Annotated in this window: 21 protein-coding genes; 14 read left to right on the top strand and 7 right to left on the bottom strand. The window is 70.2% G+C overall.

Annotated features, from left to right (window positions below):
• Positions 1-142 precede the first annotated feature (142 nt).
• The 4 genes from I2501_RS08615 to I2501_RS08630 all read left to right on the top strand — a co-directional run bounded on the left by I2501_RS08615 (position 143) and on the right by I2501_RS08630 (position 1,627).
• Entirely contained in the window at positions 143-385 is a 243-nt protein-coding gene (locus I2501_RS08615; protein WP_196193270.1) for a chaplin, read from the top strand.
• A 215-nt stretch (positions 386-600) separates the two neighbouring features.
• A complete protein-coding gene (locus I2501_RS08620) occupies positions 601-843 on the top strand; it encodes a chaplin (RefSeq protein ID WP_196193271.1) in 243 nt (80 codons plus the stop codon).
• A gap of 44 nt (positions 844-887) precedes the next feature.
• Positions 888-1,136, top strand: coding sequence for a chaplin (locus I2501_RS08625; protein ID WP_408022715.1), 249 nt, complete (start codon positions 888-890; stop codon positions 1,134-1,136).
• Between the two features lie 110 nt (positions 1,137-1,246).
• Entirely contained in the window at positions 1,247-1,627 is a 381-nt protein-coding gene (locus tag I2501_RS08630) for a hypothetical protein (RefSeq protein WP_196193272.1), read from the top strand.
• A gap of 270 nt (positions 1,628-1,897) precedes the next feature.
• Here I2501_RS08630 and hisC read toward each other — a convergent pair whose 3' ends face one another.
• A complete protein-coding gene (hisC, locus tag I2501_RS08635; RefSeq protein ID WP_196193273.1) occupies positions 1,898-2,989 on the bottom strand; it encodes a histidinol-phosphate transaminase in 1,092 nt (363 codons plus the stop codon).
• A gap of 312 nt (positions 2,990-3,301) precedes the next feature.
• Here hisC and I2501_RS08640 point away from each other — a divergent pair, with 312 nt between their 5' ends.
• From I2501_RS08640 to I2501_RS08650, 3 genes are all read left to right on the top strand, one after another.
• Complete coding sequence (locus I2501_RS08640) at positions 3,302-4,411, top strand: LacI family DNA-binding transcriptional regulator (RefSeq protein WP_196193274.1); 1,110 nt, start codon at positions 3,302-3,304, stop codon at positions 4,409-4,411.
• Between the two features lie 361 nt (positions 4,412-4,772).
• On the top strand, positions 4,773-6,125 hold the full coding sequence (locus I2501_RS08645; protein WP_408022716.1) for a metallophosphoesterase: 1,353 nt from the start codon (positions 4,773-4,775) through the stop codon (positions 6,123-6,125).
• 283 nt (positions 6,126-6,408) lie between these two features.
• Entirely contained in the window at positions 6,409-7,332 is a 924-nt protein-coding gene (locus I2501_RS08650) for a hypothetical protein (protein ID WP_196193275.1), read from the top strand.
• Positions 7,333-7,374: 42 nt separating this feature from the next.
• Here I2501_RS08650 and I2501_RS08655 read toward each other — a convergent pair whose 3' ends face one another.
• Complete coding sequence (locus I2501_RS08655) at positions 7,375-8,403, bottom strand: aspartate-semialdehyde dehydrogenase (protein ID WP_196193276.1); 1,029 nt, start codon at positions 8,401-8,403, stop codon at positions 7,375-7,377.
• Positions 8,404-8,600: 197 nt separating this feature from the next.
• On the opposite strand from I2501_RS08655, the gene I2501_RS08660 reads away from it, so the two are divergent.
• A complete protein-coding gene (locus I2501_RS08660; protein WP_196193277.1) occupies positions 8,601-8,846 on the top strand; it encodes a hypothetical protein in 246 nt (81 codons plus the stop codon).
• Between the two features lie 20 nt (positions 8,847-8,866).
• Here I2501_RS08660 and I2501_RS08665 read toward each other — a convergent pair whose 3' ends face one another.
• Positions 8,867-9,259 (bottom strand): hypothetical protein, encoded by a 393-nt coding sequence (locus I2501_RS08665; RefSeq protein WP_196193278.1) that lies wholly within the window; start codon positions 9,257-9,259, stop codon positions 8,867-8,869.
• A 330-nt stretch (positions 9,260-9,589) separates the two neighbouring features.
• Here I2501_RS08665 and I2501_RS08670 point away from each other — a divergent pair, with 330 nt between their 5' ends.
• Positions 9,590-10,348, top strand: a complete 759-nt coding sequence (locus I2501_RS08670) for a hypothetical protein (RefSeq protein ID WP_196193279.1) — start codon at positions 9,590-9,592, stop codon at positions 10,346-10,348.
• Positions 10,349-10,456: 108 nt separating this feature from the next.
• On the opposite strand, the gene I2501_RS08675 is transcribed toward I2501_RS08670, so the two are convergent.
• From I2501_RS08675 to thiC, 3 genes are all read right to left on the bottom strand, one after another.
• The gene (locus I2501_RS08675) at positions 10,457-13,789 is read right to left on the bottom strand and encodes an N-acetylmuramoyl-L-alanine amidase (protein ID WP_196193280.1); all 3,333 of its coding nucleotides are present in this window, start codon (positions 13,787-13,789) and stop codon (positions 10,457-10,459) included.
• A 353-nt stretch (positions 13,790-14,142) separates the two neighbouring features.
• On the bottom strand, positions 14,143-17,274 hold the full coding sequence (locus tag I2501_RS08680) for a S53 family peptidase (protein WP_196193281.1): 3,132 nt from the start codon (positions 17,272-17,274) through the stop codon (positions 14,143-14,145).
• A gap of 321 nt (positions 17,275-17,595) precedes the next feature.
• Positions 17,596-19,428: a phosphomethylpyrimidine synthase ThiC gene (thiC, locus tag I2501_RS08685; RefSeq protein ID WP_196193282.1), complete on the bottom strand. Its 1,833-nt coding sequence runs from the start codon at positions 19,426-19,428 to the stop codon at positions 17,596-17,598.
• 219 nt (positions 19,429-19,647) lie between these two features.
• On the opposite strand from thiC, the gene I2501_RS08690 reads away from it, so the two are divergent.
• From I2501_RS08690 to I2501_RS08700, 3 genes are all read left to right on the top strand, one after another.
• Positions 19,648-21,018 carry a YibE/F family protein gene (locus tag I2501_RS08690; protein WP_408022720.1) on the top strand — a complete coding sequence of 457 codons (1,371 nt, stop codon included), beginning with the start codon at positions 19,648-19,650 and terminating at the stop codon, positions 21,016-21,018.
• A 152-nt stretch (positions 21,019-21,170) separates the two neighbouring features.
• Complete coding sequence (locus I2501_RS08695; RefSeq protein WP_196193284.1) at positions 21,171-22,898, top strand: hypothetical protein; 1,728 nt, start codon at positions 21,171-21,173, stop codon at positions 22,896-22,898.
• A 242-nt stretch (positions 22,899-23,140) separates the two neighbouring features.
• The gene (locus I2501_RS08700) at positions 23,141-23,359 is read left to right on the top strand and encodes a hypothetical protein (protein WP_196193285.1); all 219 of its coding nucleotides are present in this window, start codon (positions 23,141-23,143) and stop codon (positions 23,357-23,359) included.
• On the opposite strand, the gene I2501_RS08705 is transcribed toward I2501_RS08700, so the two are convergent.
• Complete coding sequence (locus I2501_RS08705) at positions 23,349-23,606, bottom strand: hypothetical protein (protein WP_196193286.1); 258 nt, start codon at positions 23,604-23,606, stop codon at positions 23,349-23,351. The two genes, I2501_RS08700 and I2501_RS08705, sit on opposite strands and share 11 nt — an antisense overlap.
• A gap of 209 nt (positions 23,607-23,815) precedes the next feature.
• On the opposite strand from I2501_RS08705, the gene I2501_RS08710 reads away from it, so the two are divergent.
• A complete protein-coding gene (locus I2501_RS08710; RefSeq protein WP_196193287.1) occupies positions 23,816-25,171 on the top strand; it encodes a flagellar hook protein FlgE in 1,356 nt (451 codons plus the stop codon).
• 37 nt (positions 25,172-25,208) lie between these two features.
• The gene (locus tag I2501_RS08715; protein ID WP_196193631.1) at positions 25,209-25,424 is read left to right on the top strand and encodes a hypothetical protein; all 216 of its coding nucleotides are present in this window, start codon (positions 25,209-25,211) and stop codon (positions 25,422-25,424) included.
• The last annotated feature ends 19 nt before the right edge of the window (positions 25,425-25,443 follow it).

A 25,443-nucleotide genomic window follows, 5' to 3' on the forward strand; every position in this document is an offset into this window, starting at 1 on the left:
TCACCGCTTCGTTGGAGAGACCGGATTACCCAGTGCGGCGCACCGCCGAGTCCAGGGCGTGGACGGATCTCCGTTCCACCGTTCGCCCGGGACCGGACGGAGCCCGCCGACTTCCGAGATCCTCACGAGAGGGGACACCCCCATGGTCAACACCAAGCGCGGCCTTGCGGTCACCGTCGCGGCGGCCGGTCTGCTCGCCGCCGGTGCTGGCGTCGCCGCGGCCAGCAGCACCGCCAATGGCACGGCCGCCAACTCCCCGGGCTTCCTTTCCGGCAACCTGGTCCAGGTCCCGGTTCACGTTCCGGTCAACGTCTGCGGCAACACCGTCAGCGTCATCGGCCTGCTGAACCCGGCCTTCGGCAACAAGTGCGCGAACGTCGACTGATCCTGCTCCGTCAGGCAGTCCCAGGGCCCGGCCGCGGGACGCGGTCGGGCCCTTCGCCGTTCGGCCCGGGGCCCGTCACGCCTCGACCACGGAGACGAAAGTCGTATCGGCTGTCCGAGTGGTCGTTCGACATGCCCCGTGTCCCGCCGCCCGGGCGCTCGTTTCGTCTTGCGTCCCCTCCATCCCGGAGGGGCGACTCACGCAAAGGAATGGACATGAACAAGGTCTCCAAGGCCATCGCGCTGTCCGCCGCCGCCGCGGCCCTCACGCTGGCCGGCGCCGGTGCCGCCTCCGCCGACTCGACCGCGAACGGCGTCGCCGCCAACTCTCCCGGTTTCCTGTCCGGCAACCTGGTCCAGGTCCCGGTGCACATCCCGATCAACCTGTGCGGCAACACCGTCAACGTGATCGCCCTGCTGAACCCGGCCTTCGGCAACACGTGCGTGAACAACAGCTGACCTGCTGATCACCACCGATCAGCCTTACCCGTAGGAGATTGATCGTGCGCAAGTTCAAGACCGCCGCTGCTGTGTCTCTCGCGACGGTGGGCCTGCTGATGGGCGCCGCCGGCGCCGCCGCTGCCGACGCCAACGCGAACGGCATCGCCGCCAACTCCCCCGGCTTCCTGTCCGGCAACCTGATCCAGGTCCCGGTGCACATTCCGATCAACCTGTGCGGCAACTCGATCAACGTGATCGGTGCGCTGAACCCGGCTTTCGGCAACACGTGCGTGAACCAGCCCGGCTGCTGACCCTCACCCAGCAGACCGCTGCCGCCGTCCCCCTGCGCCACGCGCGCGGGGGGACGGCGGTGTCCGTTCCAGCCCATTTCTTGTGTGTGTGAACAACCTCGGAGAGCCCGATGCGTAAGACCGCTCGTACTGCGGCACTGACCACGATCCTGCTCGGCGCCGCGGGCATCGCGGCGGCGACCCCCGCTGCCGCCCTCACCACGGCGAGCGGCGCACGCCCCTCCGCCGAGCTGCAGCCGACGTCGGTCGGCCCGGCGATGGCGGGCCTGACCGGCGCGGTCCCCTACGTCCTCGCCCCGGCGAAGGACTTCCGCCTCGACCCGCTGGCCAACTCCTCCGCGGACCCGCTCAACAACGGCGTCGCCTTCCTCCCCGACTCGCCGGGCGCGGCCCCGCTCTCCACCAAGCCGGTCACCAACGGCCTCAGCCACGGTGGCGGCCTCGCCAGCTTGCCGCTGGTCGGCGGCGCGGCGAACCTTCTCCCGGGCTGAGACGCAGAGCCTCTGCAAGCGAGGTAGTTGCACTACTTAGGGGCGCGGGGAACTGCGCGAGCAACCACCCTGTCGGGATGGCCCTGCTCGTTCAGCGACACACCACACACGGTGGCTTGTCGCGCAGTTCCCCGCGCCCCTGACATTTGCAACTACCTGCGGCAGCAAAGCACCCACCTGCTCGCGCCCACGCGGCGGAGCCGCACATCAGCAGAGCCCCGCGCCCCTAGGCAGTGCAACGTCCCAGCGCCCGAACGCTGAGGCCGCTGCCTACAGCTGCTTGCGGAACACTTCCGCAGTCTGCAGGAAGAGGTCGTTGGCCTCCGTCTCGCCGATGGTCACGCGGGCGCCCTCGCCCGCGAAGGGGCGGACCACGACGCCCGCCGCCTCGCACGCCGCCGCGAACTCCGTCGTCCGCTCACCCAGCCGCAGCCAGACGAAGTTCGCCTGGGTCGTCGCCACCGTCCAGCCCTGGGCGACCAGCGCCGCCACGACCCGCTCGCGCTCAGCGACCAGCGCGGCCACGCGCTCCAGCAGGGCCTCCTCCGACCGCAGCGAGGCCACCGCCGCGTCCTGCGCGAGCTGGCTGACGCCGAACGGCACCGCTGTCTGCCGCAGCGCCTGAGCGACAGGCTCGTGCGCGATGCAGAAGCCGACCCGGAGGCCGGCCAGGCCGTACGCCTTGGAGAAGGTGCGCAGCACGCAGACGTTGGGGCGGTCGCGGTAGAGGTCGATGCCGTTCGGCACCTCCTCGTCGCGGACGAACTCGTTGTACGCCTCGTCGAGGACGATCAGCACGTCGCGCGGCACCGCGTCCAGGAAGCGCTCCAGCTCCTCGCGGTGGGCGACCGTCCCGGTCGGGTTGTTGGGGTTGCAGACGAAGATCAGCCGGGTGCGGTCCGTCACCGCGGCCAGCATCGCGTCGAGGTCGTGCGTCTCGTCCGCCTTGAGCGGGACCCGGACGCTGGTGGCGCCGCTGATCTGGGTGATGATCGGGTACGCCTCGAACGAGCGCCAGGCGAAGATCACCTCGTCGCCCGGACCGGAGGTCGACTGCAGCAGCGACTGCGCGACGCCCACCGAGCCCGTGCCGGTGGCGACATGCGCCTCCGGGACGTCGAACCGCTGTGCCAGCTCGGCGATCAGGCCCGCGCAGGACATGTCCGGGTAGCGGTTGAAGCTCTGCGCCGCCTCGACCGCCGCCTCAAGGACGCCCGGCAGCGGCGGGTAGGGGTTCTCGTTGGAGGAGAGCTTGAATGCGGGCGTGCCGTCCGCGCCCTGCGCCGGCTTGCCCGGCTTGTACGCGGGGATGCCCGCGAGGGCCGCGCGCAGCCGGGGGCTGGGAGTGGTTTCGCTGCTCACCGTTGTCTTCCTCCATTAGTCGCGTCGCCCGCCACGTCTTCTTCGTCGTGACCCGCGCCGCCGTATCCGGTCGAGATCACCATACGAGCCGATAGCCGGAACCTCACCCGTGCGAGTGACATGTGCCGGTATGGCTCCGCGCAGACTCAGGGGGCGACACCGTACGTACATGGCCAAAACGCAGGCGATCTGCCCCGAATCGGTCGTTGGTGCAAGGAGAAAACGCACCGATGGTCATGGAGAAACGTATCTCCGACCAACCCGGACAGACCATCCCCTTCTGACAGTTCCGCGCCATACGATCGGCCAGACATGACAGCAGCAGCGAATCACCACGGCCGTCGGGCGACCACCCGCACGCGTCGGCTGGAACGCGCCGGGATCAGGGACGTCGCGGCGGCGGCCGGCGTCTCGATCACCACCGTGTCCGACGCGCTCAACGGCAAGGGGCGCCTGCCGGACGAGACCCGCAGCAAGGTGCGCGAGGTCGCCGAGCGGCTGGGCTACCGCCCCTCCGCCGCGGCGCGCACCCTGCGCACGGGGCGCTCCGGCCTGATCGGCCTGACGGTGACGACGTACGGGCAAGAACCGTTCACCTTCACCGAGTTCGCCTACTTCGCCGAGATGGCCAGGGCGGCGACATCGGCCGCGCTCAACCGCGGCTACGCCCTGGTCGTCCTCCCGGCGTCGTCCCGGCACGACGTCTGGAGCAACGTCGCGCTCGACGGCACGGTCGTCATCGACCCGGCCGACCACGACCCCATGGTCGTCGACCTCTACCGCCAGGGCCTGCCGGTGGTCAGCGACGGCAAACCGGGCAACTGCCCTGTCACCGCCTGGGTGGACAACGACCACCACGCCGCCGTGCTCGGCATCCTGGACCACCTGGCCCAGGCGGGCGCGCGCCGGATCGGTCTGCTCACCGGCACCAGCACCGACACCTACACCCGCCTCAGCACCGAGGCGTACCTGGGCTGGTGTCGCAGCGTCGGCCAACAGCCGCTTTACGAGGCGTATCCGGCGCACGACCCGTGCGCGGGCGCGGTCGCGGCCGACCGCCTGCTCGCCCGCCCGGACCGGCCGGACGCGGTCTACGGGCTGTTCGACCCCAACGGCACCGACCTGCTGGCCGCCGCGCGCCGCTACAGCCTGCGCGTCCCCGAGGACCTGCTGCTGGTCTGCTGCAGCGAGAGCGACGTCTACGCCACCACCGAGCCGCCGATCACCACCCTCTCGCTCAAGCCCCGCCGGATCGGCACGACCGTGGTCAACCTGCTGATCGACGCGATCGAGGGCCTCAGCCCGGCCACACAGGACGCCTCCGGACAGCTGATGCCGACGGAACTGATCGTCCGACGCTCGTCGCAACGGCGGGCCCACCGCACCACAGTGGCCGCCCCGCGCCCGCCCGGCGAGACGTGACCGGCAGCCGGGCCAGGTGAGTTGACGAAGTTCCACGGAGCTCGCCGGCCCCCGCCAGCCCCCGCGGGAGCCGGTCGGAGCCGGTCGAAGTCTGGGGAGCCAGTCGGTGTCCGCCGGAGTCCGTCGGCCCCCGAGTTGTTCCGGCGGAATTCGCGGAGCCTCGGTGGCGTCCGGCGACTCCAGCCGGTCGGCTGGAATCCGGTTCGGTCGCCGTCCGTCACCAACCGCCTGACCTGCCCCTTTTTGTCACTCATTGCTCCACCGCCGACCGGCGGCCGATCCGCGCAGAGCGAACGATTTCAGCAGCCTGATCCCTCCCAGGTGCGGACGCCGGGAAGGACGGCTTTATACGATGGGCGGCATGACACCCGTGGACCGTCCCGCCTGGCCTGACCAGCCGGACCCAGGCCCGCACGCCGCGCAGGCAGCGGACGGGTCCACGGCGTTCGACTTCTTCGCGCCCGCGACCCCCCAGCAGGCGCAGCGCGCGCCCCTGGAGACGCCGCAGCCGGAGCCGTCGGAGGCCCTGCCCTCCGCCGCCCCCACGGAGTTCGGCGCACCCGCGGAGTTCGGCGTACCCGCGGAGTTCGGCGTACCCGCGGAGTTCGGCGTACCCGCCGTGGGCCACCCGGGGATGTCGGCGGCGGCTCCCGTGGGGACGCACTCGGGGATTCGCGCCGCCCTGGAGCCGGAGCTCAACCTCGACCTCTCCGCGCACGTGGCCGTCGCCGCACAGCTGGGCGGACCTCAGCTGGTCAACATGGCCGCCGCCGCGCCGCAGGACCCGCCGACGCTGGAGCTGGGCGCGCCGATCCAGCCCAACGCCCGGGTGATCCCCGCCCCCGCGGTGCCCGTCCCGGCCGACGCCACGCTCGTCGACGGCTTCCAGTCCGCCCCCGAGGGCCCGCTCTACGTGGTCGGCGACGTGCACGGCTACCTGCAGGAGTTGCTCGACGGCCTGCACGCGCAGGGTCTGATCGACTCCGAGGGCCGGTGGAGCGCCGGGCGTTCCCGGCTCTGGTTCCTGGGCGACTTCACCGACCGTGGCCCGGACGGCATCGGTGTCATCGAAACGGTGATGCGGCTCGCGGCCGAGGCTGCGGCGGTCGGGGGCTACTGCCGTGCCCTGATGGGGAATCACGAACTGCTGCTGCTCGGCGCGGACCGCTACGGCGACGAACCGGTGCAGTCGAGCGCGGGCACCGCGTCGTTCCTCGCCGCCTGGCGGCTCAACGGCGGCCAGCCCACCGACATGGAGCGCCTGGAGGACCACCACGTCGCCTGGCTCTCCCGGCTCCCCGCGATGTCCGTCGAGGACGGCCACCTGCTGGTCCACTCCGACACCACCGCGTACCTGGAGTACGGCGACTCGGTGGACGCGGTCAACGACGCCGTCCACGAGGTGCTGAACCACGGTGACGCGGACGAGTGGTGGGACTGCTTCCGACGACTGACCAAGCGCTTCGCCTTCCGCGGCGACAACGGCGCGCAGTCTGCGCGTGAGCTGCTCGACGTCTACGGCGGCCACCGGGTGGTCCACGGCCACAGTCCGATCCCGTACCTGCTCGGTGACGCGCCCAGCGAGGACGGCCACTCGGGCATCCAGGTCACCGGTCCGCACGTCTACGCGGACGAGCTGGCCGTGGCGATGGACGGCGGCGTCACCATGGAGGGCGAGGGCCGGCTCCTCATCGCGCGCCTGCCGCTGGGCTGAGCCGAGCTGGGCTGAGCCGAGCTGACGGTCCGTCTGTTGGCGTGACCACCTGTTCGCCTCTTCGCGCACCGCACACGCGCGCGAGCGGCTTGCATGCGGCAATTGCCAGAAGCAACTCCTGTCCCTCCCGGCGCGGGAAATTCTGGAAAGCGACTGTCACTGTGTCAGTGCCCGCGCCTAGCATGAGGGTCAGTCACCCACCACTGACGAACAACCCCCAGCTGAGCAGCCCTGACGGCCTGCCTCACGGCAGGTCGCGATATTTCCACGGGGGAGCAGAACGATGGACATCGCTCCGCACATGCAGCCCGAGGACAAGCCCGACTACGTGCGGATCCTGGACGAGGCCCTGCAGAGCCCGCACATCCGCGAGTCCCTGCGCGCGGCCCGGGGCGACGTGACCGCCGCCCAACTGCACGACCGCGCCCTGCGCGACCTCGACGAGGTCGCCGCCGGGGCCGCACCGGAGTACGAGCACTACCGGTCCCTGCGCGAGCAGTTCGCCGAGCTCGCCGCAGGTCCGGACACCGACCGGCTCGGCAGCGTCGACCCGGCCATGTGGGTCGCGCCGGACACCCCGCTGGAGGCCGCCAACCGGGCCGGCTTCACCGCGATGGCAGCGGTGCTGGCGCCGGTCCTGGCCTGGCTGAGCGCGCTGGTCCTCTGGCTGACCGGTGTCGCGGTCCACGCGGGGTCGCCAAGTCTCGCGCTCGGCCACCAACTGGTCACCGCCGCGGGCGTGCTCGCGATCGCGGGCGGCGCGGCGCTGGTCGTCGCCACGGTCGGCCTGCTGATGACCGCCCGGCGGGACGCGGCGGCTCCGCCGCTCCGTCCCCAACCGGAGCTGGCCGCCGACATCTCCAAGGCCCGCGAGGTGTGGCGCAGCACGCTGCGCGACCGCGCCGTCGTGCCCTACCTGGAGCGCGAACTCGCCTCCCGCGCCGCCGCGAACCACATACCCAAACCGCCTGCGCGCAGCCGCGTCGACCTGATCCGCCAGAGCCCTCGGCTGGGCTTCAGCAGCCCGGGTTTCACCAGCCCGGGCTGCGAGGGGATCACCGACCGCCAGGGTGAGGAGAAGCCGGAGAAGGAACGCGAGGACGAGATCTACTTCTCGTCCCCGGGGTTCAGCTCCCCCGACTTCACCTCGCCGGGCCGCAGCGGGCCGGAGCAGCTCGGCCGCTTCCTCCCCAACCCGGAGGAGTGACCGGAGGGCTCAGACGGCCCCGGTTCCTCTGCCGCCCGCGCGTCAGGCCTGCAGCTCCGCAGCGACGAGCTCCGCGATCTGCACGGCGTTCAGCGCCGCGCCCTTGCGGAGGTTGTCGTTGGAGACGAACAGCGCCAGGCCGTTGTCGACGGTCTCGTCGCCACGGATGCGGCCGACGAAGGACGGGTCCTTGCCCGCCGCCTCCAGCGGCGTCGGGACCTCGGAGACGACCACGCCAGGCGCGTCGGCCAGCAGCTCGTACGCGCGCTGCGGGCTGAGCGGGCGGGCGAAGCGGGCGTTGATCTGCAGGCTGTGACCGGTGAAGACGGGCACGCGGACGCAGGTGCCGGAGACCTTCAGCTCGGGGATCTCCAGGATCTTCCGGCTCTCGTTGCGGAGCTTCTGCTCCTCGTCGGTCTCGTTGGTGCCGTCGTCGACGACCGAACCGGCCAGCGGCAGCACGTTGAACGCGATCGGCTTGGCGAACTTCTGCGGCTCGGGGAACTCGACGGCGTCGCCGTCGTGGGTGAGCTGGTCCGCGACGTCGGCGACCTTCGTCACCTGCTCGTGCAGCTCGGCGACGCCCGCCAGGCCACCGCCGGAGACGGCCTGGTAGGTGGCGACGACCATCGCCTCCAGCCCGGCCTCCTGGTGCAGCGGCCTGAGCACCGGCATGAAGGCCATGGTGGTGCAGTTCGGGTTGGCGATGATGCCCTTGGGACGGTCCGCGATCGCGTGCGGGTTCACCTCGGAGACGACCAGCGGGACCTCCGGGTCGCGGCGCCAGGCGGAGGAGTTGTCGATCACGACGGCACCCGCGGCGGCGACCTTCTCGGCCAGCGCCTTGGACGTCGAGCCGCCCGCGGAGAAGAGCACGATGTCCAGGCCGCTCCAGTCGGCCGTGGCGGCGTCCTCGACGACGACCTCGCCGCCCTTCCACGGCAGCGTGGACCCGGCCGAACGCGCGGAGGCGAACAGCCGCAGCTCCGTCACCGGGAACTCGCGCTCCTCCAGAATCCGGCGCATGACGCCGCCGACCTGACCAGTGGCACCCACGATTCCAATCCTCATGCCCTCTACAGTAAGCGCCCCGCGCGGCGGCGCGAGCGGATATCCGAGGGCCGGACAGCCCCTGAGCTGCGACGACAGGAAGCCTTGCGGGCCGGGCCGCGTCTGTGCCGCAAAGCGTCCGGGGGCGGCGTCAGGAACCCGTACGAAAACCTCCCGGATTCCTGGTCACACGTGGATCCCGGGTCGCCTTCTGAGGCGTGCTCCCGGCCTTCGCCGGAGGTGGCGGAATCGGCCGAGGCGCCGGTGCCCGTGGTGCCACGGGCCTGGGCGGCGACATGCGTCGCGAGTCGATGTCCGGCAAGAAGCTCGACTACGCCCTGGCCGTGGACGCCGCCTCCGAGCAGCTGACCCAACGCCTCCACCTCCGCGCGACGGGCGAGGTCCCCGACTGGTTCACCGCCGACGTCGACCAACGCGTCGCCGCCCTCCGCAAGCAACGCTGACCCGGAGCGCGCAGCCGCTGCTAGGCGCGCTCGCGCTCGCGCTTCAGGTGCATGGCCAGCGTCAGCAGCAGGAGCGGCAGACCGATCGCGTGGTAGGCCACGTCCACGGCCGTCCCGGACTTCACCGTGAACGTCATCCCCACGACGAACCCGGCGACGGCGAACGCCAGCGAGCCGAGCATGAGCCCCCAACTCCGGTCGGGCGAACGCCGCATCCGGTAGACGGCGGCGAGCAGCACCACCCCGATGACTGCCTCGGCGACCCCCGCCGAGTCCGGGTCGTAGGGCGGCCCTCCACCCGAGATCACGTGGGTCAGATGCAGCGCCGCCATCACCAGCAGCGACACCCCCACCCCACCCGCCAACGCCACCACCCGCGCGCTCCGCGCGTCTTCGGTCCTGTTCGTCACCATGCCCTCAGCCTCCGCTTCCCGCTCCGGCCGCGCGTCGCGCAGGAGAAGGCAGTTGGGCTACCACCCAGGGAGTACACGGGAGCCGGACAGACCATCGGACAAGTACGACAGAAGGCGTAACCGGGAGGCATACGAATCGTTGGCCAAGGTGCGCGTAGGCAAACCAGGGTGAGACGACTCGAAACTTCTGTGAATCTGTGAGCAGTCCGGGTAGGACCCGGCGGGATGAATCCGTGGCCGTATGCGACCTACGCCCCTAGCCGCTGGGTGGTGCGGTGCAGGACCTCTGTCCTTTGTTCACATACGGATTCACGAAGGGACGGCACACCCATGCCACCCGAACTCGCTCTCGTCGAGTCGCGCTCCCTGCGCGCCACCCTCACCCACCGGGTCGAGGCGCTCGACAAGGTCAAGATCCTGGTCATGTTGCCCGACGGCACCTACGTGACGACCAAGATGGTCGCCACGTATTTCGAGGTCGACCCCGAGGCGATCAAGAAGATCGTCCAACGGCACCGCGCCGAGCTGGAATCGAACGGAATGACCGTGCTCAGGGGATCCGCCCTGGTCACCTTCGAGAGGGACATCTTGTCCCTCTCGAACGAGAGTTATCCACAGCTCCGCTCGAACCTCACCCTGTTCCCCCGCAGGGCCGTGCTGAACGTCGGCATGCTGCTGCGCGACAGCCCCGTCGCCCAGCGCGTGCGCAGCTACCTCCTCGACGTCGAGGAGCAGGTTGTCCACAGGCCGGCCGACGTTCCACAGCCCCGCGCGTACCGCCCGTCCCCCGGCCCGCAGCTCGGTCCCGGGCCGCACTGGGACGAGTACGAAAAGACCTCCAGCAACGCCGACTTGGAGGCCTGGCGTCGAGTCATCGACGGCGAGGTCGCCGACGACCCCAGCTCCGACGGTGAGGACACCCTGCCGCCGGGCTGGCCCGAGAGCGTCGACCGGCGGCTCGACGCCATGGGGCGCGTGTCCAGCGCGATGAGCCACAAGCTCGATGACGTCGGCCAGGACGTCCGCCGGATGCGCAAGGACATCAACGCCCTGCGCGGAGATATCCACAGGGCCGAGCGACACCGCTGACCTGCATAGGACTCAAACAGGGTCCTACGCATCAGCGCTTGTCCACAGGCACGGACGGGCCCGGCGGTCGAGTCGACCGCCGGGCCCGTCCCGGTTGTGCGGCAGGGGTCAGGGAACGTAGAAGCCGAGCACGTCGGCGAGCACCTGGACCGATCCCGCGTGGTTGTAGAAGTCGATCTTCCCGTCGACCACCGGGACGACGACCATGTTGCTGATCGACTGCCCCGTCGAGAAGTCGAGCCCGGTCGAGGCGCCCGTCTTGGCGCTGTCCGGGTAGACACCCACGTAGCTGTAGGCGGTCGGGCTGACCACCGTCACGTTCAGCACCACGCCGGTGGCGTTCGCCGGGACCGCGCCCACTCCCGACACCGGGAGGGTGAGCGTCGCACCCGCGCCGATCGCACCGCTCGCGCCGAGGCCGTAGCGGGTGTCGAGGAGGTGCCGTGTGGTGATCGGCACGTAGCTCGCGCCGCTGGTGCTGGAGCTGTAGTAGCCCGTCACGTCCGCGGTGGCGTCCACCGAGCCGGAGTGGTTGTAGAACTTGATCGTGCCGGTCGAGTCCACCGGGACGATCATGGTGTTGGCGACGATCTGACCGGGCGCGAAGCTCATGCTGGTCGAGGAGGTGGCCGGCGAGCCGCCCGGGTAGAGGGCCAGGTAGCTGTTGGCCGTGCCGCTGATCGCCGTGACGTTCAGCGCCACCGCGGTGACCGAGCCATCACTGGGGACGCCGCTCGTGCCGCCGATGACCTTGATCGTGTCGACCGCGCCCGGACCCAACTTGCCGGGCGCGGAGAGGCCGGTCCCGTTGCGGGTGTCGAGCAGGTGCGCCCCGGGGATGCCGGTGAAGGTGCCACCGCCGGACAGCGACGAGCTGTAGTAGCCGGTGATCACCACGGAGACGTCGACCGTCCCGGTGCGGTTGTAGAAGTCGACCACGCCGTTGACGACCGGGACCGTCACCAGGTTGGAGATGATCTGCTTGGGCCCGAACATCAGGGTGACCGACCCGGGGGCGTCCTGGTCGCCGTAGACGCTGACGTAGCCGGACGCCGTCGGGTTCACCGCGGTCACGTTGAGCACGACCGCGCTGACGCCGCTGCTGGGGATCGTCACGCCACCGCTGCTGAGCCCGGCCACCTTGAGCGAGACCGCGCTGTTCGCGCCGACGGGAGCCTTGGCGACGCCGCCGGTGCCGTCACGGGTGTCCAGGACCCGGGTCGGCGTGACCGGGAAGAAGGTGCTCTTCGCCGGGGTGGCCACGGAGGTGAGCTGCACGTCCGTGGTCCGGACGAAGACCAGCCGGTGGTTGAACGAGATCGGGTAGTACTGCAGCGACCCGGTGTAGTACTTGCAACCCCCGCCCGCGACACAGCTGTTGTAGTCGGCGTAGTAGGTGTTCGAGTCGTAGTAGTCCCCGAGCACCGCCGGGCCGGCCAGCGGATAGCTCTGGCCCGCCGGAAGCGTGTAGCTCAGCGGGACCAGCGTCTGGGCGACGCTCTCGTTCGAGGTGTACGCGGAGGCGTCGGGGTAGGCCCGGCCCCAGATCTGCACCGCGGTCGACCCGGTGGGGGTGACCAGCTGCGCCGACGGGTTGGAGTCCGCATACGCGTACGTGCCACCGGGGTTGTAGAACCACGCCTTCTGTCCGCCGTACCAGATCGCGGTCCAGTCCCCCTGGACGGCGGCCACGACGAAGGTCTCGCCGTAGGTGGCGCGGTCGGTCCAGTCCCAGGCCGTCTGGTTGCCGGTCGGCTGCTTGTTGGCCGTGAAGATCGGGTCGGTGATCAGCGCGGACGAGGAGCTCGGCTGCTGGTAGAGGTAGACGAAGTTGACCGGGTGCGCCGGGCAGGCGGTGGTGCTGCTGCCGCAGCCCAGCACCGTCGGCTCGTAGGAGGTCGAGTCCGGCGGGGCGATGGTCACCGTGCCGCCGACGACGGCGTCGCCGTCACCGTGCAGCGGGGCGCCGAGGAGCGACATGTAGTAGCTCCAGTCCCAGTACGGGCCCGGGTCCCAGTGCTGGGACAGCAGGTACGAGTCCTCGATGCCGGGGACCTCGTCGTGACCGATGATGTGCTGCCGGTCCAGCGGGATGTTGAACCGGGCCGCCAGGTACTTCACCAGCGTCGCGGAGGACTGGTACTCGGAGGGCGTGTACCAGGAGCCGGCCTGCGCGGCCCAGCCCTCGTGCTCGACGCCGATCGAGTGGGTGTTGAAGGTCTTGTTGTCGGAGTGCCAGGCCATGTCGGCCGTCGGCACCATCTGCGTGACCGAGCCGTCCTGGCCGATGACGTAGTGGGCGCTGACGAAACTGGTCGGGTCCTGGAACCCGTTGATGGCGGCGGACTTCGTGCTCTCCGTGTCGTGGATGACGATGTACCGGATGCTGCCGTCGGTGGTGCTGCGGTTCGCCAGAGCGTAGTTGCCGTAGTCGGTGTTGTCGGTGGTCGAGTCCAGCGAGTAGTCCGCGGGGACGAAGTCGCAGCTCAGGCCCGTCGGGCACTCGGGCGCGGGCGTGGTCGCCGTGGTGGCGGCCGTGCTTGCCCTGGTTGCCGTGGTTGCCGTGGTTGCCGTGGTTGCCGCGTGCGTCGTCGCGCCCGACTGCGTCGCGCTCGTCGACGGCGTCGCGGTCGTCGCAGCGGTCCCTCCGAGCGTGGCCGCCGCCTCGACCTTGGGGGCGATGCCCTTGGCGGCCAACGTGCCGCTCGACATGCTGCTGGAGACCGTCACCTGCGGGTCGGCGGTGAGCGTGACCACCTGGCCCTCGTCGGTCGTCACCCGCAGACCGGTCCGGATGCTCTGGAAGACCCGGTCCGCGAACTGCTTCGCCGACGCCGCGTCGTCCGCGTGCGCGTACTCGGCGATCGCCGGGTACCAACCGCCCGGGTCGCCGGGGAGCGAGCCGGTCAGCTTCTGCTCGTAGGACGCCAGGAGCGCGGCCCCGCCCCGGATGCTCTGCGCGGAGTCCGTCTTCAGCGCGGACGTCGACTGGCCGATCAGCCTGGCCGCCGTGTCCAGCGTGTGCAGCGCGGGGGAGTTGGTGTCCACCGCGAGTGCGGAGGCCGCCACCCGCGGTGCGGCGGCGTGCGATGCCGACCGCTTGTGACCGTCGCCCGCGCCGTCGGTCTCCGGACTGGCGGAGTTGCCCGTCGGCGTCGCGAGGTCACCCGGGTCGACCTTGGTCAGACCCATCACGTTGTAGTTCCCTGTGGTGCTGGGCGAGCCCTGGTGGGTGTCCCACAGGGACTCCTCGTAACCGAGCGCCATCAACACCTGCTGCGGCACGTGGAACTCCGCCGCCGCTGAAGCGAACTGGCTCTGCAACGCCGTCACCGGGACGCTGGGCGTCGCCGCTGCCGCGCTCGACCCACCTCCGGTCGACGCCTCGGCCACCGCTCCGGCCACCAGTGCGGCGACGATCAGCGCGCCGGTGGCTCCCATCCACTTCCGTGACCGTCTTCGGCCGCGTCTACCACTCACCTGTCCACCCCTGTGGGTCGGTTCTGCTGTGGTGCGATCCGCGCGCCGCGCACAGTGCGTCGCCTACGAGGTGCGGGAGACACAAGGGGCGCATGGTCGCAATCCGGCGAGATTAGCAACCCGGCTCGTACGGGCCACGGCTTCTGACGCATACGTCCGATTCGGGGAAGGAAGCGTTACGCCATCTTGACCGAAGGTCCCGGGCCAGCCCGACGAACGCGGCAGGGTCCCGCCGGTGAAATTCACCGACGGGGCCCTGCACAGGAGTTGGCGCTACGGCCTACCCCTCAACTGCTCACTGCTCACGCGACCGTTCACGGCGCGTAGTAGCCGAGAACATCGGCTGCCACGTTGACCGCGCCCGCGTGGTTGTAGATCGCGATCTTGCCGTCGATCACCGGAACGATGACCAGGCTGGAGATCGTCTGCCCGGTGGAGAAATCGATGCTGGTGGATGCCGAGTGGCCCAGCGAGTCCGGGTAGATGCTCAGGTAGCTGTTGGCCGTGCCGCCGATGGCGGTCACGTTCAGCACCACGGCGTTGGCGTTGGTCGCCACACCGCCGACACCGGTCACCGGGAAGGACAGGGTCCCGCCCGAGCCGAGCGCCGTGAACCCCTTGGCGGCGTTGCGGGTGTCCAGCAGGTGCGACGGGACGACCGCGCTGAAGCCGGAGCCCGTGGTCGCGGTGGTGTAGTAACCCGTCACGTCCGCGGTCACGTTGACGCTGCCGGAGTGGTTGTAGAACTTGACCGTGCCGTCCGTGCCGACCGGGACGATGATCGTGTTCGCGATGATCTGGCCGGGCGCGAAGCTGAGGCTGCTTGCCGTGCTCGGACCCGAGGTGCCCGGGTAGACGCCGATGTAGCTGTTGGCGGTACCGGCGATCGCGGTGACGTCCAGCGCCACGGCCGTGACCGTGCCGTCGTTCGGGACACCGGCCTGGCCGGTGGTCGGGACGGTGATGGTCGCGTTCGCACCCAGCGGCGCGATCGTGCCACCGGTGCCGGTGCCGCTGCGGGTGTCCAGCAGGTGCGCCGGCGAGATGCCGACGAAGGTGCTGCCGTTGGTGGCCGCCGTGCCGTAGTAACCCGACACGACCGCAACGACGTTGACGCTACCGCTGTGGTTGTAGAAGTCGACCTTGCCGTCCTTGACCGGAACGACCACCGAGTTCGGCACGATCTGGCCCGGCGTGTAGGCGAGCGTGGTGCTGCCGTTGCCGGTGCCGTCGCCGTAGACGCTCAGGAAGCTGCTGGCGGTCGGGCCGACGGCCGTGACGCTCAGCATGACCGCGGTGACCGAACCGTCGTTCGGCACGCCCGCGACGCCCGCGACCTGAAGGGAGTCCGTGGCGTTGGCGCCGAGCGGGGTCTTGAAGCCGCCGGTGCCGTCACGGGTGTCCAGGATGCGGGTCGGCGACACCGGGAAGAAGTCGCCGTGCGCGGTACCGGTCTTGGTGCCGCAGAGAGCGCCGAGCAGGCCCGGGAACTTCGGCGTGCCGAGGCCCGAGGCCAGGTCGTAGCCGGTGCTGGCCGCGTAGTTGCCGCCCTTGTAACCGGAGACCGTCCAGTCGTTGTTACCGGCGGTGATGTCGGTGAACGACGAGCTGTAGGTGCTGCGCGCGGCGGCGTAGACGATCGGGTTGACCTGGCCGACCGGACCGTTGGCCTTGCAGCCCGACGAGGCGTCGGCCTGCGCCAGCATGGCGGCCCAGGTCGGCGTGGCGCCGCTGGTGCCACCGATGACGTACCACGCGTCGCTGCTGCCGTTGTGGTCCAGGGAGACCAGGTAGCCGGAGCCCTGGTCGGCCAGGGCCGACACGTCGGGAACCTGACGGCAGGTCTCACCGGAGGCCGCGTTGCACGCGTTGCTGTAGCCGGGGCCGGTGAAGCCGCTCTGGTAGAGGAAGGAACCGTTGGCGCTGCTGCTGCCGCTGTTCCACTCCGTGGAGACGCCACCGCCGCCCGCGCCGGGCGCGTTGACGGTGCCGTTGTAGTTCCAGACGGCCTGCTTGAGCGTGGAGCCCAAGCCGTTCATCCAGGTGCCACCGACACCGGTGACGTACGGGTCGCTCGCCGGGTTGTCGACAGCCAGGGCGTTGGAGTCGCCCGCCTGGCGGTAGCAGTCGGTCGAGCCGCCGTCACCGGCAGCCGCAACCAGGCTCTGGCCCTGGGCTGCGGCCTCGGCGAAGATGTTGTGCTGGCTGGCGAAGAAACCCGGGTCGGAGCTGATGACCGGCGCCTCGCAGACGCCCCAGCTGGTCGAGATGACCTTGACCTGGTTGTCCGTCACCATCTTCTGGTAGACGTCCAGGACGTTCTGGTCCGTCGCGTTCTGCGCGTCGGGGCCCTGGTAGTCGATGATCGACGCGCCCGGCACCAGGCCGATCAGGTCGTCGATGTCGAGACCCGCCTCGATGCCGACGCCGTTGTCGGCGTTCGGAGCCACGGTCGGGCCGCCGTCCACGCTGACGAAGCTGACCGACGTGTGGGTGCCGAGGCACGACTGGTAGTCGGCGATGTCAGAGGTGTTGACGTTCTCCAGCTCGAAGACGCCGACCTTGACCCCGGCACCCGCCGTGAAGCTCTTGCCCAGCCCGTAGGCCGAAGCCAGCGAACTCGGGCTGTAGTACTGCTTGGTGTCGTTCAGGCCGATCTTCTGCAGGTTGCTCGTGAGACCGGAGCAGACAGTCGGGCTGGTCGCCGTAGCCGCGTGCGGGGCCACGCCGGTGGAACCGGAGGTCGGCGCGCTGCCGACCAGACGCGGCTTGGTGAAGTGGCTGGTCACGGAGCTGACGTCGGTCAGACCGCTGATGCTCGACACCTGCGCGGCCACGCTGCTCGGCAGCACTGGCGCGGCGGTGTTGAGGTACGCCGACGAACCGTTCGCCAGCTTCACGTTGGTGAAGCTCGTGCTCAGCGCGTTGGACGCGGTCGCGATCGACGCGGTGACCGGGATGGAGAGCCCGTCCTGCGAGACCGTGCCGGGCGTCAGGCCCTGGCTGCGCAGCGCCTGCTCGACAGCGTCGATCGTGCTCTGCGTCGGACCGAAGTCCTGCGCGAACTGACCGGTGCCGAGGTAGTGGTGGTAGAGCGGCGAGCTCTTGTCCGACACCGCGGACACGAACGCGCTCAGCGCGCTGGGGTCGCGCGGCTGGAGGTTGACCGCCAGGTGCAGCGTCGTGCTGCTGGACGGGGTGGTGCCGGTGCGCACTGCCCCGGCGGGCACCCGCGGGGTCGCGCCGATCCGGACGGGCGCCTTCTGCGCGGCGTTGTCGGCGGTGGCGGTCGCGGCGTCGGCGGTCCCGGCAAGCGCGGTGACGACACCGAAGGCCGTCACCACGGCGACGCCTGCGGCGCGCGCCCGGGAACCCGAGAATCGGCCGTTCTTCCCCGCAACGACCGAATCGGTCGTTATTCGGGCACGGCCGATCTTTCTGGCCATACAGTACTCCTTACTGACAGGGCGCCAGGAAATCGCGCGCTGAGGCACAGTCGGCCGCGCAGCGAAAGTCCGCCCCCTGGTCAGATTTGACGGAAAGTCCCAAATGTCATGCGATGCGCAGTCAATCAAGCAGCCCATCAAGCGGCCAGCAATCGAATATCCGCGCACCGATCGACAATTTCTACCAGGCCGCACTGACATCCCACAGCCCCGGGTGGCTTTTCGTCCTCCCGGGGCTGTGGATGTCAGGCGCAGGTCAGGCGCTGGTGCGGCGACGGTGCGGCGCTGGTCCGGCGCTGGTCCGGCGATGCCCAACCGGCGTCAGTCGACCACCGGCAGGTACACCTTCGCGCCCTGGGCCTTGAACTCCTCCGACTTCGCCCGCATCCCGGCCACGACCGTGTCGTCGTCGCCGTCCTCGCCGCCCGCGCTGCCGCCACTTCCATACATGTCCATGACCGTCTTGCTGATCTTCATCGAGCAGAACTTCGGCCCGCACATCGAGCAGAAGTGCGCCGTCTTGGCCGGCTCGGCCGGAAGCGTCTCGTCGTGGAACTCGCGCGCCGTCTCCGGGTCCAGGGCCAGGTTGAACTGGTCCTCCCAACGGAACTCGAACCGCGCGTCCGACAGTGCGTCGTCCCACGCCTGGGCGGACGGGTGGCCCTTGGCCACGTCCGCCGCGTGGGCAGCGATCTTGTAGGTGATCACGCCCGTCTTGACGTCGTCCCGATTGGGCAGGCCCAGGTGCTCCTTGGGCGTGACGTAGCAGAGCATCGCCGTGCCCCACCAGGCGATCATCGCCGCGCCGATTCCCGAGGTGATGTGGTCGTAGCCGGGGGCGACGTCCGTGGTCAGCGGGCCGAGCGTGTAGAACGGCGCCTCGTCGCAGATCTCCTTCTGGAGATCCATGTTCTCCTTGATCTTGTGCATCGGAACGTGCCCCGGGCCCTCGATCATCACCTGCACGTCGTGCGACCGCGCGATCCGGCCGAGCTCGCCCAGCGTCTGCAGCTCGGCGAACTGCGCCTCGTCGTTGGCGTCCGCGATCGACCCCGGACGCAGCCCGTCACCCAGCGAGTAAGTGACGTCGTAGGCGCGCAGGATCTCGCAGAGCTCGTCGAAGTGCGTGTAGAGGAAGTTCTCCTGGTGGTGCGCCAGACACCACGCCGCCATGATCGAGCCGCCGCGCGAGACGATGCCGGTCTTGCGCCGGGCCGTCATCGGCACGTAGCGCAGCAGCACGCCCGCGTGGACGGTCATGTAGTCGACGCCCTGCTCGCACTGCTCGATGACGGTGTCGCGGTAGACGTCCCAGCTCAGCTCCTCCGCCCTGCCGTCCACCTTCTCCAGCGCCTGGTAGAGCGGCACGGTGCCGATCGGGACGGGCGAGTTGCGCAGGATCCACTCGCGGGTGGTGTGGATGTTGCGGCCGGTGGACAGGTCCATCACGGTGTCCGCGCCCCAACGGCTCGCCCAGGACATCTTCTCGACCTCCTCCTCGATCGAGGAGGTGACCGCCGAGTTGCCGATATTGGCGTTGATCTTCACCAGGAACTTCGAGCCGATCAGCATCGGCTCCGACTCCGGGTGGTTGACGTTGGCGGGCAGCACCGCGCGGCCCGCCGCAAGCTCCTCGCGCACGGTCTCCGGCGACATGCCCTCGCGCAGCGCCGCGAACTCCATCTCCTCGGTGACGATCCCCCGTCGCGCGTACGCGAGTTGGGTCACCGCCGCGCCGTCCCGTCCGCGCCTGGGACGGCGGGGACGGCCGGGGAAGACCGCGTCGAGGTTGGCCAGCCCGGCCCCGCCGCGCGGCGAGGTGTGCCGAAGGCCGTCGTCCTCGGGACGCGACTCGCGGCCGTGGTAGTCCTCGACGTCCCCGCGCTGGCTGATCCAGGCGTCGCGCAGCGGCGGCAGGCCGCGTCGGACGTCCGGTTCGTAGGCGGGATCGGTGTACGGACCGGAGGTGTCGTACAGCGGCACGGTCGCGCCGTTGCTCAGCAGCACCTCGCGGAAGGGGACGCGCAGATCGGGGCGGCTGCCCTGGTGGTACGCCTTGCGCCAGGCCGGCGTCGGGTAACCGCCCGCCGTGCTGGAGGCCGTGACGGCCTGCTCGGAGACAGACTTCTGCTGTGCGTCGTCGTGCGTGGTCATCAGACCCACTACTCCCTACGCCGGCATTACCCGGTCAGGTTCCTGCGGTCGGCGCAAGCGTTCGACGTCCCCATGTCGGGACGGCGGTCAGCGCCCTCTCAGCCCGGTGCTCCGAGCTCCCGCGTCTACAGATGAGATGGGCACACAGTATCGACGGGTGTCGCGTTTGGCGAGGGCGCGTCCGCGGACCGGTCACCGCGGTAGCTTCGCGAAGTGGCAGTGCCGCCCAGCCCCCGAACCCGCGCGCACGAGCAGACGCATGGGCACGCGCACGAGCACCGACCCGCGCGTGGGGAGGGGCACGCGGGCGGGCACGCGGGCGGGCACGGCCACTCGCACGACCACGGCCCGGCCAGCCCCGCGTCCGCGCGGCTACGGGTGCTGCTGGCGGCCGTGCTGGTGCCGTTCGCGCTGGCGGTGCTGTGCGGGCTGTGGTTCCTCTGGCCCGCGCCGATCCCGCCGCACGCGGTGACCGGCGTCGGCTTCGACCAACTGACGGTTACGGGCACGGTGACGGCTACCCGCGCCGTCCCCTGCGACGGCGGTGCACCAGTCACCGGTACCGCCGCCCCCGGCTCCGGAGCTGTCGGCAGCTGCACCGCCATCACCGTCCGCCTCACCGGCGGCAAGGACGCGGGCCGCTCGGTCGAGCAGAACCTGACGCCCGACCAGACCGCCGTCTACGTCGCCGGCGAGCAGGTCGTGATGGACTACTCGCCCTCCGCCCCGGCCTCCCTCCAGTACACCGTCGAGGACGCCGACCGCAGCACGCCCGTCGCGCTGCTGGCCGCGCTCTTCGCCGTCGCCGTCGTCCTGGTCGGCCGCCTGCGCGGGCTCGCCGCGCTCGGCGCGCTGGCGATCAGCTTCCTGGTGCTGGGCCTCTTCGTCCTCCCGGCGATCCTCGGCGGCGAGGACCCGTTGGCCGTCGCGGTCGTCGGCGGCGGGCTGATCATGCTGCTGGCGCTCTACCTCTGCCACGGCGTATCCGCCCGCACCTCGGTGGCCGTGCTGGGAACGGTCGTCTCGCTCGCGCTGATCGGCGCGCTGGGCGAACTGTTCATCGGGCTGGCCCGCCTCACCGGCAACACCTCGGACGAGACCGCCTTCGTGCACTCGCTCTTCCCAGGGATCCAACTGCCCGGCCTGCTCCTGGCCGGTGTCGTGATCGGCTCGCTGGGCGTGCTCAACGACGTGACGGTCACCCAGGCCAGCTCGGTCTGGGAACTCCACGCCGCCGACCCGCAGATGAGCGCCCGCGCGCTCTACCGCTCGGGCATCCGCATCGGCCGCGACCACATCGCGTCCACGGTCAACACCCTGGTGATGGCCTACGCGGGCGCGGCGCTGCCGCTGATGCTGCTCTTCGCCCTCTCCCACCGCGGCGTCTGGCAGGTGGCGACCAGCGAGATCGTGGCCGAGGAGGTCGTCCGCACCCTCGTCGGCAGCCTCGGCCTGATCGCCTCCGTCCCGCTGACCACGGCGCTGGCGGCGTTCATCGCCAGCCGGGACGCACACGAAAGCCCCCAAATCCCCAGCCAACGCCCATCCGTACGCACACGGGCACACGCCTCTCACCGGCGACGACGCTGAATATCCTCTGAGTTCACGGCTCTTACGCATCTCCTGTACTACGACGCCACACCAACGGCTAAAGTCCGTCTGCTGATCACCATCGGGTGATCCCTCTTCTTTTTGCTTCCACGAGGAGCTCCGTGCGCATATCCCGCCGGCGCCTCAGATCCATGGCTGTGCTCGCCGCCACCGCCATGTGCGCCACCGTTCCGACCATCACCGCGGCCCACGCCGCGACCCCTGCGGCGACAGTCGCCTTCACCGTCAACGGCCAGGCACCGGGGACCGCCCCGATCCCCGTCTCCGGTGTCGTCGACATCGCCGCGACCGTCACGCCCGGCGCCAACAACCCGGTTCAGACCGTGCAGATCGGGCTGACCAACTCGCCCTACTCCCAAGTCGAGACGTTCCAGCCGGGACAATGCGACACGTCCTGCAGCGTCACCGCCTCGTTCGACACGAGCTCACTGCTGGGCTACGCGGTCGGCGGGGTGGGCACGCCCTCGACCCCCGACGGCGCCCACACCGTCTACGTTCGCGCGCTGTCGGCGACGACCCCGTACGGGTACGCGTCGACCGCCGTCCAGGTCGACAACCACCGGCCCACGGCCGGGGCGCTGACTGACGAGAAAATGGTTGTCAGCGCGACCAAGGCGCTCACCTGGACGGTCACGCCCAACGTGTCCGCGACCGCTCCGGCCGGCAGCACCATCTCCGACGTGGAGTTCGAGGCTCCCGGCACATCGCTGCCGATCAGCCACTTCACCAAGAACGCCGACGGCAGCTGGACGGTGACCGTCGACACCAGCGCGCTCACCGGCATCTACAACATCGCGGCGATCGCCACCGACAGCAACGGCGTCAGCAGTCTTCCGCTGGTGAACAGGCTGATCGCGGACAACAACGGCTTCGCCGTGACCGCGCCGTCCGCCACCCAGCTCAACACCCCGGACTGGAGCGCGCTCCAGCTCGGCATCTCCTTTCCCGGCAACTGGGCCAGCTGCAACGAGTCCGTCGGCTCCTCCCGCGTCAGCGCTCCGAGCAACGTCGAGCTCCAGGTCGACGGCAAGGTCTGGCAGGACTCGCCCGTCAACCCCAACACCTTCTACATGACCAACGCCGCGGGCCAGTGTGTGCTCCCGGCCGTCGGCAACGAGGGGACGGCGGCGAAGCCCCTGCCCTACGGAGCGCACACCCTCACCTGGGTCGTCACCGACAACCACGGGGTCCAGGAGAGCGCCACCGAGTCGGTGACGGTGGGTCAGGCGCTGACCTCCAACTGGCCCACCAACCCGATCCTGCTGACCGCAGGCAGCCCGCTCCACCTGGCCCCGACGGTCACCTCTCCGGACGGCTACAGCACCCTGCAGTCCTGGACGATCACCGACCAGAACGGCAAGATGGTGGCCTCCGGTTCGGGCAGCACGTCCCCCTCGGTGACCCTGCCGACCTCGGTGACTCAGGAGACGGGCGGCCGGCTCACCCTGACACTGGTCTCCAGCTTGGGGATCACCACCCAGCAGACTGTTGCCTGGGAGACCGCCTGGCAGACGGCCGTCTTCACGCACCTGTCCGCTTCGACGATCACCAGCGGCGGCTGGGCCGAGCTCACCTCCGATGTCTGGGAGCGCGTGGCCGGAACCTGGGTGAAGGACCCGGGCAAGCCCGGCGCGCTCAGCTACGAGTGGAGCACCCCGGGCAGCAGCAACTGGCACCTCGGCAGCACGGTGATGATCACCGGGACCGGTGCGGGCGCAACCCCCGCCGGGGTCTGGGTGCACCCGGGCGGCAGCGCCTGCTTCCGCGCCTCCTACCTGGAGACCGTCCCAGCGAGCTCCTACGGCGGCCTGAACATCACGGCCACCGGCGCGCCGGTCTGCCTCACCGTCAAGCCGTGAGCCGACCACGCCGCGCTCAACAGCACCGCGCTGAACAGCGCCACGCTCGATGAAACGACCGGCCCCGCGGCCCGCCCGCCGGCGGGCCCCCGGGCCGCGGGGGCGAGGCACCCCGGCCCGGCGGAAAGCCCGGGCGATACAGTTCGACAACCATCACCGCGGGAGGGTGGGTCAAGCTCACCGCCGACATCTGGGAGCGCATCGCCGGCACCTGGGTCCACGACCCCGCCCAGTACGGCCAGGTGACCTGGGAGTGGGCCACGCCCGGCAGCAACGTCTGGCACAACGGGTCCGGGGTCCCCACCACGACCTACTCACCGCAGCCCCAGGCGTTCTGGGTCCACCCCGGAGGGAGCGCCTGCTTCCGCGCCTTCTACACCACCGCCGGGAACGAGACCCCCTACGGCTGGGACGACGTCCCAGGCATCAGCGCGCCTGTCTGCATCACGGTCAAGCCGTGACCAGGCAGCTGCCCCCGGCCGTCCGCCCTTCGGCGTTCCCCAGACCTTCCTTCAGGAGCTTCATGTCCACGCCCCGGCGGCGCGTCAGATCCATGGCCGTGCTCGTCGGCACCGCCCTCTGCGCCACTCTCCCCAGCATCAGCGCCGCCCACGCCACGACGACCGCGCCCACGCTCGTGGTCTCGGTGAACGGCACCACGCCCGGCTCCACCGCGGTCCCGGTGACCGGAACGATGAACATCGCCATGACGGTGACCCCATTCACCGGGTTTCGCGATCCAGCAGGTCGCCTACAACCTCGCAGGCACGGGCCTGCACGGCTCGATCCCGATCCAGCCCGGTCAGTGCGAGACCACCTGCACGGTCCAGGCGTCGATCGACACCACCACCCTCCTGCCCTACGCCACTGGCGGCTTCGAGGAGCCGGCCGTCACCGACGGCATCCACCAGCTCTTCGTGGCGGCGGACAGCCTGGGGACCACGGGCGCGTCGCTCGGCACCCCCGTCGACGTCGACAACCACCGTCCGAACGCAGGTCAGGCCGCGTCCTCGGGCACCCCGGTGGTGCACGCCACCAACCAGCTGACCTGGACGGTCACCCCCACCGTCTCCCCAACGGCCCCGAGCGGCACCACGGTCACCGACGTGGAGCTGGACTCGCCCGGGCCCGCACTCCCGGTCACTCACTTCGTCAAGAACGCCGACGGCACCTGGACGGTGTCCGTCGACACCAGCGCCCTGGACGACGGGGTGTACGCGATCGCCGCCGTCGCGATGGACAGCAACGGCGTGGTCAGCTCCCCGCTGACAGCGAACATGGTGATCGACCGGAGCTTCACGCTGACCGCGCCCACGCAGACCGTGGTCACACCGGACTGGAGCAACCTCGACCTGTCCTACAGCTACCCGGGCAACTGGGCCGCCTGCAACGGGTACACGGGCGCAGGCTACGTCGGGCCCTCGCACATCGAGCTCCAGGTCGACGGCGCGGTCTGGCAGTACTTGCCCGTCTACAACATCGGGGCGTTCGGCAGAACACCGTCGGGCACGTGCCTCCTACCCGTGCTGGGCGGTTCGTCCTACAACCCAAAACCCCTGCCTTACGGCAAGCACACCCTCACCTGGGTGGTCACCGACAGCAACGGGGTTCAGGAGAGCGTCGACCAGCCGGTCACCGTGGCAGCGCCGCTGACGGCCACCTGGCCGACCGGCTCCGAGACCCTCGTCACGGGCAGCACCATCCACGTGGCCCCGACCGTCTCGTCGCCCGACGGCTTCAGCACGCTGCAGTCATGGACCGTCACCGACCAGAACGGCAACACGCTCGCCTCCGGCACCGGCGCGACCCCGCCCGCGCTGTCCCTGGCCACTCCGGCGGCTCAGGAGACCGGCGGTCGCCTCACGCTGAACCTGGTATCCAGCGCAGGGCTCACCACCACGCAGAGCTTCACCTACCAGACCGGCTGGCAGACCGCCGCGTTCGCAGGACTCTCCGCAACCTCCGCCGTCAAGGGGACCTGGGTCAAGCTGTCCTCCTCCGCCTGGGCGAAGGTCAACGGCAAGTGGATCAACCCCGGGGTACAGGCCCACGTCCAGTACCAGTGGAGCGTCCCGGGCAGCGGGGTCTGGCACAACGGCTCGGCCTACCCGGTCGGCCCGACCACCGCGCCGCTGCCGACCACCTGGATCAAGGCCGGCAGCAACGCCTGCTTCCGTGCCGTCTACACCGAGGAGTTCCCGCTCACCACCTCCTACGGGACGGACCTGATCCCCGCCACCAGCGCGCCGGTCTGCCTGACCGTCAAGCCCTGAGCTGGCTATCGTCCTCACCATGACTGCCAACGCACGCATGGTCGGCCTTCAGGGCCGGGTGACGGGAACGGTCGGGCCGGGCCTGGTCGGTGAGGTGATGGTGTACGTGCCGGCGCGCGGCGGGACCGAGGCGTTCCTCGCCCATCCCGCCGTGCCCGGCGAGCGGTTGACCGTCGGGACGGCGGTGGTGGTGCAGGAGTACCAGCCGCCGCGCACCGTCTACGTCGCCGCGCTGCTGCCGTCACCGTCCTGACCGACGACCGCCGACCGCC

Origin of the sequence: Streptacidiphilus fuscans, assembly GCF_015690355.1 — a bacterium.
GTDB classification, from domain to species: Bacteria; Actinomycetota; Actinomycetes; order Streptomycetales; family Streptomycetaceae; genus Streptacidiphilus; species Streptacidiphilus fuscans.